General features: G+C 74.0%; 8 protein-coding genes and 1 pseudogene. 1 reads left to right on the top strand and 8 read right to left on the bottom strand.

What is annotated here, in order from left to right; translation table 11 throughout:
* Positions 1-20: 20 nt before the first annotated feature.
* From AB0L40_RS25030 to AB0L40_RS25020, 3 genes are all read right to left on the bottom strand, one after another.
* Positions 21-605: an ATP-binding protein gene (locus AB0L40_RS25030; RefSeq protein WP_364361068.1), complete on the bottom strand. Its 585-nt coding sequence runs from the start codon at positions 603-605 to the stop codon at positions 21-23.
* A 422-nt stretch (positions 606-1,027) separates the two neighbouring features.
* Positions 1,028-2,212 carry an FAD-dependent oxidoreductase gene (locus AB0L40_RS25025; RefSeq protein ID WP_364361066.1) on the bottom strand — a complete coding sequence of 395 codons (1,185 nt, stop codon included), beginning with the start codon at positions 2,210-2,212 and terminating at the stop codon, positions 1,028-1,030.
* Between the two features lie 74 nt (positions 2,213-2,286).
* Positions 2,287-3,945 (bottom strand): GAF domain-containing sensor histidine kinase, encoded by a 1,659-nt coding sequence (locus AB0L40_RS25020; RefSeq protein WP_364361064.1) that lies wholly within the window; start codon positions 3,943-3,945, stop codon positions 2,287-2,289.
* Between the two features lie 96 nt (positions 3,946-4,041).
* Here AB0L40_RS25020 and AB0L40_RS25015 point away from each other — a divergent pair, with 96 nt between their 5' ends.
* Positions 4,042-4,683 (top strand): response regulator transcription factor, encoded by a 642-nt coding sequence (locus AB0L40_RS25015; protein WP_364361062.1) that lies wholly within the window; start codon positions 4,042-4,044, stop codon positions 4,681-4,683.
* Here AB0L40_RS25015 and AB0L40_RS25010 read toward each other — a convergent pair.
* The 5 genes and pseudogenes from AB0L40_RS25010 to AB0L40_RS24990 form a co-directional block, all read right to left on the bottom strand.
* Entirely contained in the window at positions 4,659-5,177 is a 519-nt protein-coding gene (locus tag AB0L40_RS25010; RefSeq protein WP_364361060.1) for a DUF1003 domain-containing protein, read from the bottom strand. The genes AB0L40_RS25015 and AB0L40_RS25010 overlap by 25 nt on opposite strands.
* Positions 5,174-6,058, bottom strand: a pseudogene (locus tag AB0L40_RS25005) (hypothetical protein); the annotation flags it as partial. The pseudogene AB0L40_RS25005 and the gene AB0L40_RS25010, both read right to left, overlap by 4 nt.
* A gap of 27 nt (positions 6,059-6,085) precedes the next feature.
* A complete protein-coding gene (locus AB0L40_RS25000; RefSeq protein WP_364361057.1) occupies positions 6,086-6,856 on the bottom strand; it encodes an HAD-IA family hydrolase in 771 nt (256 codons plus the stop codon).
* Entirely contained in the window at positions 6,850-7,710 is an 861-nt protein-coding gene (locus AB0L40_RS24995; protein WP_364361055.1) for a class II fructose-bisphosphate aldolase, read from the bottom strand. Before AB0L40_RS24995 ends, AB0L40_RS25000 begins: the two co-directional genes overlap by 7 nt.
* 8 nt (positions 7,711-7,718) lie before the next feature.
* On the bottom strand, positions 7,719-8,037 hold a 319-nt coding region (locus AB0L40_RS24990; protein WP_364361053.1), incomplete at its 5' end, for a helix-turn-helix transcriptional regulator.

Raw genomic sequence — 8,037 nt, 5'->3', positions numbered from 1 at the left:
GCGGCGCGCGAGCTCGGCGATCAGCGTGGAACGGCTCTTCGAGCCCTCGATGTCGGCCTCCTCCGGGACCTCGGGCAGCGGCGCGCCGAGCTCCGTGCCAGGCCTGCCGCGACCGGGTCGAAGCCGATACCGTCGTCCACGACGCGCAGCTGCAGCTCGTTCCCGACGAGCGCGATCGTCACCGCCACCGTCGTCGCGTTCGCGTGCTGCGCGACGTTCGTCAGGAGCTCGCGGACGGTCTCGCGCACGACCGGGTCGTTGTACCCGTTCGTGGCCGCATCGATGTCGACCGCGATCTCGAGTCGCGCCCGGATCCGCAACGCGCCGACGACGCGCTCGACGGCCTCACGGAGGGTGACCTCGTCGAGCGACGGCTCGTGCATCGCTCCGGTCAGGGCCCGCAGCTCGGCCGTCATCCGGCGCAGACCGTCCTGCAGGCCGCCCAGCGCCACCCGATCGCCGTCGATCGCGTCCGTGCAGTTCCGCCTCAGAGCCACGACCTCCTGCAGCGCCCCGTCGTGCAACGCGTCGGCCAGGCGGGTGCGCTCGCGGAGGACCACGGCCCACGCCAGGTCGTCGTCCCGGAGCTCGCTGAGCGTCGCCATCAGCGCTCACCGTCGACGATGGCGGACCCGTGCCCGAGGCCTCGGGCACGGGTGGTCGCCGGCGGTCCGACGAGCTCGACGCCGCACGACCCCGTCATGCCGCGCCGTCCGTGGGCCGCTGCCGATCGGCGCGGTAGGCCACGCCGGAGATCTGATCGCGCGGTGCGCTCCGGGGATCCCGCATACGCACCTCCTCGTCCCGGACCCTCGGGGCCCGTATCGGGACCCGGTCGCCTCTTCGTGCGGCCCGGCCATCTCGGTCCTGGCGGGAAGCGGCTCACGCGTCGCGCGGCACGGGCTTCCCCCGTCAACACGCTAGCCCTCTGCCGGGGAGATGCAAGCCCGTCGGGACGACCCGCGGGTCGCCGGGTACCGCGTGCGTGCCCGACGGCCGGCCGGCCTCCCGGGTCGTCCACGCCGCGTCAGCCCAACTGCAGCTGCACGTCGACCCCGTCGGCCCGGCGGTCCTCGTGCACGTCCAGGTGGACCAGGCCGCGGGCGTCGAGGTACGGCGACAGGTAGTGACCGGAGACCTTCGACGGCGGCCACCAGAGCGGCCGCTCGTCCGCCTCGCTGCGGCCCGTCTCCCCCGGCCCGCGGCGCAGGAAGCGGTCGCCGTGACCGGTCAGCAGGCGACCGCGGAGCTCGGGCACGTACGGCATGGCCGAGACGTGGGCCCCGGCGTGCGCGGCGATGCACGTCGCCACGGCGTCGGCCTGCTGGCACGCCAGGCCGCCCTGCTTGATCGCGTGCGTCGTGGCGTCCCCGGCGGCCCAGACCGCGTCGACGCCGACGACGGAGCCGTAGCGGTCGACCGGCAGGAAGCCCTGGGCGTCGCTCGGCAGGCCCTCGACGCGCGGGCCCTCCAGCAGCGGCAGCGCGACGATGCGCTCGACGTGGAGGTCCTCGCCGCCGCCGAGGTCGACGTGGTTGTTGCGGGGGACCTCGGCGCGGACGCCGGCGTGCAGCGTGATGCCGGCCGCGCGCAGCAGGTCGGCGACGGCCGCGCCGGCCTCCGCGCCGAAGACCTCGAGCGGGACCCGCTCCGGGGTGACGACGTGCAGCCGCACGTCGTGCACGTCCATCCCCCACACGTCCTGGGCGGTCATCAGCGCGAGCTCGTAGAGCGGCAGCGGCCACGAGCAGCCGTCGGGGACCACGAACGCGACGCTGCGCGAGTAGCCCTCCTCGAGGTCCGCCAGGAGCCCGCCGATGGCGAGGAAGTCGGAGCCGAACGTCAGGCAGTGACCGAAGGCGGGACGGGCGTTCGCGCCGACCGCGACGACGAGGCGGTCGTAGCGCTCGTCGGTCCCGGTGGAGCAGCGGACGGTCCGGCGGTCGGCGTCGACGCCGGTGACCGCGGTGCGGCGGAAGCGCCCGCCGTGCTCCTCCATGAACCCGGCCAGGTCGAGCCGGTCCGCGTGGCCGCGGGCGAACGGCCGGGCGACGTTCAGCGGCCGCAGGGCGAACTCCGGCTCCGGCGCGATCATCGTCACGTCCAGCAGGCCCGGGGCCAGGTCGTGGAGCGCCAGGACCGTCTCCAGCGCGGCGATCCCGCCCCCGATGACGACGACGGCGGGACGGTCGGTGGGGGCACTCGAGCTCATGGGGACATCGTCCGCCCGGAGGGGCGCCGCGACATCCGGGACCGACCGCCGGGGAGTCCGTGATTCCTACGCACTCAGCGCAGCGGCAGGTCCAGCTCGACCACGGTGCCGCCGTCCGCGCCGCCCGCGACCGTCACGACGCCGCCGGCGAGCGCGGCACGCTCCTGCATGCCGACGATCCCGTAGCCGGGTGCGCTCCGCTCGCCGCCGACGGGCCCGCGGCCGTCGTCGGTGACGCGCAGCCGGAAGCGCCCCGACTCCAGGCGGACCTCGACCTCGGCGTGCGCCGCGCCCGCGTGCCTGACGACGTTCGTCAGCGCCTCCTGCGCGACGCGGTAGGCGATCGTCTCGATCTCGGGCGCCAGCCGCGCCTGCCCGACCTCGAGGTCGAGCCGCGCCCGGAGGGTCGTCCCGGTCGTCACGCGGCCCACCAGGGTGCGCAGCGCCGGCTCGAGGCCGAGCTCGTCGAGGGCCGCGGGCCGCAGGTCCGCGATGATCGCCCGGAGCGCCGTGATCTCGTGCTCGACCTGGCCGACCGCGGCCTCGACCGCGGGCCGCGCGAGCTCAGGCGGCGCCCTGAGCGATCCCGCGAGCAGGAGCTTCAGCGACGCGAGGCCCTGGAGCGTCTCGTCGTGCAGCTCCCGCGCCCAGCGGGTCCGCTCGGCCTCGGCGGCGGCCATCGTGTCCTGGAGCCGCTGGCGCTCCACCAGACGCGCCGTCGCCACCGCGGTCGACGCGCTGGCGGCGAACGCGACGAGGGCCCGCTCGTTGTCGGCCGCGAACGTCGCGGTCGTCCCGAGCCGGTCGAACGCGACGAGCACCCCGAGCCCCTGGCCGCGGTGGGTGAGCGGGACGACGAGCGCGCTGCGGGCCGCGCCCATGCCGAACTCGGCCGGGTCCGTCAGCAGCGCCTGGGCGTCCGCGACGCGGACGGGCCGGCCGGTCCGGAGCGCCTCGCCGGCGGTCGAGCCGTCGACCGGGATCGCCGCTTCGCCGGGCACGTGCTCCTCCCCCGCCACCGCCGCGATCCGGAGGTCGTCGCCCTCGCGCAGCCAGATCAGCAGGCCGTGCGCGTCCACGAGCTCGCGCGCCCGCTCGGCGATCAGCGCGAGGATCGGGGAGAGGTCGGTGTCGGACCCGATCGCCGCGGCGATCTCGATCGTCGTGCGCATCGTCCGCTCGACCTCCGCGCGGCCGCGGGCCGACTCGGCGAAGAGGCGGGCGTTGTCGATCGCGATCCCCGCCCACTGCGCGAGCGTCACGATCGAGTCGACGTCGTGGTCGTCGAAGTCCTCGGCCGTCGCCTTCTCGGACAGGTAGAGGTTGCCCCAGATCCGGCCGTGCACCGTGATCGGGGCGCCGAGGAAGCTGCGCATCGGCGGGTGGCCCGGCGGGAAGCCGTAGCTGCGCGGGTGCTGCGAGATGTCGTGCAGCCGGATCGGGGTCGGCTGGTCGATCAGCAGGCCGAGGATCCCGTGGCCGCGCGGGAGGTCGCCGATGGTGTCGCGGGTCTCCTCGTCGAGCCCCAGGGTCAGGAACTCGGCGAGCCCGGTGCGCTCGGCGTCCAGGACCCCGAGCGCCGCGAACCGCGCGCCGGTCAGGTCCCGCGCGGCGACGAGCAGCCGGTCGAGCATCGTCGACAGGTCGAGCTCGGCGGTGAGCGCACGGCCCGCCGCGAGGAGCCCCTCGAGGCGGGCGACGTGGCGCTGCGAGGCGTCGATGGGTGCGGGCACGACGGGACCGAGGGTAGCCGGGATCGCCGGACGATCGGCCGAGGCGCCGCGCGAACCGGCGGATGCCTCGACGGGATGGCGGCGTAGGCTCGACGGATGAGCACCATCCGCATCGTCCTCGCGGACGACCACCAGGTGGTCCGGGCCGGTCTCGCCCTGCTGCTCGGCGGCGAGGAGGGGATCGAGGTCGTCGCCCAGGCCGGCGACGTCGACGGGACGCTGCGCGCCGTCCTCGGCCACAAGCCGGACGTCCTCGTCCTGGACCTCAACATGCCCGGGACGCTGACGTCGCTCGAGGCGATCCCGCAGGTGCGGACGAAGTCGCCGCTGACCGCCACGGTCGTCCTGACGATGCAGGAGGATCCGGAGTACGCCCGCCGCTCGCTGCGGGCCGGGGCGATGGGCTACGTCCTCAAGGAGTCCGCGGATGCCGAGCTCGTCGAGGCGGTCCGGCGCGCCGCCGACGGGCAGACGTACCTCAACCCGTCCCTCGGCGCCCGGCTCGTCGCGATGCCCGAGAAGCCCGCGGGCCCGCCGGGCGACCTGTCCGGCCGCGAGGCCGAGGTCCTGCGGCTGCTCGCCCTCGGCCACACCAACGCCGAGGTCGGCGAGCAGCTCTTCCTCTCGGTCCGCACGGTCGAGACCCACCGGGCACACATCCAGCAGAAGCTCTCGCTGACGACGCGCGCGGAGCTCGTCCGCTACGCGCTCGATCACGGGTTGCTCGACGACGCCTGATCGGTCGGGGCGGCTGGGCGCCGGTGGTGGCGCTCCTCCGCGGCGTGGAGCTCCTCGGCCAGCAGCGCGATCCGCTCGGTCAGCTCCGTGTTGACGCGGAGCAGGTCCCGCAGGCCGTCGGTCTGGAGTTGGACGTGCGCGCGCTGGGCCTCCGCCATGCGCGCGTCCTCGGTCGCCGTCACCTTGTCGCGGTCGGCCTGCCGGGTCTGCGCCAGCAGGATCAGGGGGGCGGCGTAGGCGGCCTGGGTCGAGAACGCCAGGTTCAGCAGGATGAACGGGTAGGGGTCCCAGCGCATCCCGACGGCGACCCCGTTCAGCGCGATCCAGACCGCCACGAGGACGGTCTGGCCGAGGATGAACTGGGGCGTGCCGAAGAGTCGCGCGAAGCGCTCCGCCGTCCGGCCGAAGCGGTCGGCGCCGAACGGGCTGTGCGTGACCTCGGAGGCGACCCGACGGCGGACGCTGGGCCGAGTCCTCGCGGGTTCGGTGCTCACGAGGCCGCGCCCCGTCCGGCGGAGAGCGCGGGGCCGGCCGCACCGACGCGGCCGGTCGATCCGCCGGGGTCGTGTGGGATCGCGGTCGTCGCGGTGCTCGCGTCCGCGCGGTACGTGACGCGGCCCGCCCCGGCGTGGACCTGCGTGCCCACGTCCCCGGCGACGAGGCCCGCCAGGTCCTCGAGGCGGCCGATGGCCGCCCGGCCGCCGGTGGCCTCGACGAAGGCGCACACGGCCTCGACCTTCGGCCCCATCGAGCCCGCGGCGAAGGCCTGCTCCCGCAACCAGGCGGGCGACGCCGCCGCGACCGGCCGCGGCGCCGGACCACCCCAGCCGGTGTAGAGCGCGTCGACGTCGGTGGCGAGGACGAGCACCTCCGCGCCGAGGCCCTCGGCCAGCAGGGCGGACGTCCGGTCCTTGTCGATCACGGCCTCCACCCCGACGAGCCGCCCGCCGTCGGCGACGACGGGGACCCCGCCCCCGCCGGCGCAGACCACGAGGAACCCGCCCGCCGCAAGGGCGCGGATCGCGGCCAGCTGCACGACGCGGCGGGGCAGCGGGGACGGGACGACGCGGCGCCAGCGGTCGCCGTCCGCCCGGACGTCCCAGCCGCGCTCGGCGGCGAGTTCGGCCGCCCGCTCCGCGCCGTACACCGGCCCGACGAACTTGGTGGGGTCGCGGAACGCTGGATCCTCGGCGTCGACCACGACGCGGGTGATGACCGTGACCGTGTCCTGGTGGTCGATCGCGTCGTCGAGCGCGGATTCGACGACGTAGCCGATCTGCCCCTCGGTCTCGGCGTCGAGCACGTCGAGCGGGTACGGATCGCCGTCGGCGTAGGCATCCTCCTTCAGCGCCAGCAGCCCGACCTGCGGGCCGTTGCCGTGCGTGACGTAGCGCGTTCCCGCTCATGACTGTGCCTCCAGGCAGGCGCGCAGATCGTCCAGCGTCAGGTAGGGCCCCGGGCGCGCCTTGCTCCGGTTGGCCAGCACTTCGATGTCGGGGCGGCCGGGGTCGCCGAGATCGGAGACGACCAGCAGCGCTTCGGTGAAGTCCTCGTCGCGGGTGTAGCCGTTGACGGTGACGAGGCAGCCGAGTCCGGCGCGGGTGGCGGCGAGCAGTCCGTTGCGGGAGTCCTCGACGACCAGGGTGTCGGCGGGGTCGAGTCCGAGGCGGTCGACGGTGAGCTGGTAGATCGCCGGGTCGGGTTTCTTGGCGGGGACGACGTCGCCGGCGAACACCGGGATCCGGCCGGCGGTTGCCGCGCCGACGGCGTTGGCGAGCACTGCGCGTACCGAATCCTCTGCTGACGTCGAGGCGACCGCGACCGTCCAGCCTGCCTGGAGTGCGGCATGGATGATCCGGGCGATGCCCGGACGGGCCGGGATCCGGCCCTCGGCGACCAGCTTGGTGAAGGTCGCGGTCTTTGCCTGGTGCCAGCTGCGCAACAGTTCGGTACGGTCGGCGTCGCCCGCGGCCGCGGCGAAGGCCGGGTCGGTGAACAGCGAGGCCATGCGTTCCTTGCCGCCGCCGATCTTCAGTTTCTCGGCGTAGTCGTCCTCGCTCCAGTGCGCGGGCAGCCCGAACTGGTCGAAGGTGGCGTTGAACGCGGGCAGGTGGCCGTGCCGTTCGGTGTCGGCGAGCACGCCGTCGCAGTCGAAGATGAGGGCGCTCACCATGCGTGTCCCGTCCCGCCGAACAGCCGGATGTGGTGGCGGGCCATCTCGACGACCGCCTCGCGCTGGCGCCGGAACAGCGACGGCGGGTCCCATTTGTCGCGCTCGGCGGCCTCGCGCAGGAACTCGAGGCTGGATTTGAGGTAGGTCTCCTTGAGCGCGGTGGAAATGTTGACCTTGGCGCAGCCGCGGGCTATCAGGTCGGTGAACTGGGCGTCGGACAGGCCGGTTCCGCCGTGCAGGGCCATCGGGATGCCGGTGGCGGCGACCAGGTCGCTGACCCGCTGGGCGTTCAGGACGGGTGCCTGTTTGTACTGGCCGTGAGCGTTGCCGATGGCCGGGGCGAAGCAGTCGACGCCGGTGCGCTGGATGAAGTCGACGGCGACCTCGAGGCTCTGCACGGTGGGGGCGTCGTCGGAGCCGATGTCATCCTCGACGCCCTGGATGCCTTCGATCTCGCCTTCGACGTGGGCGCCGGTGCGGCGGGCTTCGGCGACGACCTCGGTGGTCTGCTTGAGGTTCTCGGCGACGTCGAGCTCGTGGGCGTCGAACAGCACGGAGTTCCAGCCGCCGGCCAGGCAGTCGGAGATGACCGACCGGTCGGGGCAGTGGTCCAGGTGCAGGGTGACCGGTATCGGGATGTCGTGGGCGTAGGTGTGGAAGATGTCGTAGAGCCGGGAGCGGCCGTACATGCGGACCGTCTTCACCGAGGTCTGCAGGATGACCGGCGCCTGTTCCTCGACCGCGGCGGCGAGGACCGCCTCGATGGTCAGGTCGTTGACGATGTTGATGGCGGCCACCCCGTACCGCTCGGCGAGCGCGCGGTCGAGGATGTCCTTCATGGCGACGACGGGCATGCCGCCAGTCAAGACCCGCTCGGGTGCTCCCCGGTATGGGGGAGATTCCCCACCCAGTCGTTGTCCAGGGCGGTGACGACCGCCGCGGTGCGGTTGGAGGTGCCGGTCTTGCGCATGATCGCGGCGACGTGTTTCTCCACGGTCTTCGCGGACAGGCCGAGCCGGCTGGCCATCTCCCGGTAGGTCAGGCCCTGGCGCAGCAGTTCGAGGACTTCGGCTTCGCGGGCGGTGAACGGGGTCGGCATCGCGTAGGGCAGGTCGGCGCGCACCAGGACACCCCAGCCGCGGACCTGTTCGACGCTGATGTCGCCGCCGGCCAGCTGGGGC

Origin of the sequence: Patulibacter sp. NPDC049589 (assembly GCF_040675535.1) — a bacterium.
Taxonomy (GTDB): Bacteria; Actinomycetota; Thermoleophilia; order Solirubrobacterales; family Solirubrobacteraceae; genus Patulibacter.
Note: the sequence above shows the minus strand (reverse complement) of the source record. Positions and strands in the feature narration are given on the sequence as shown.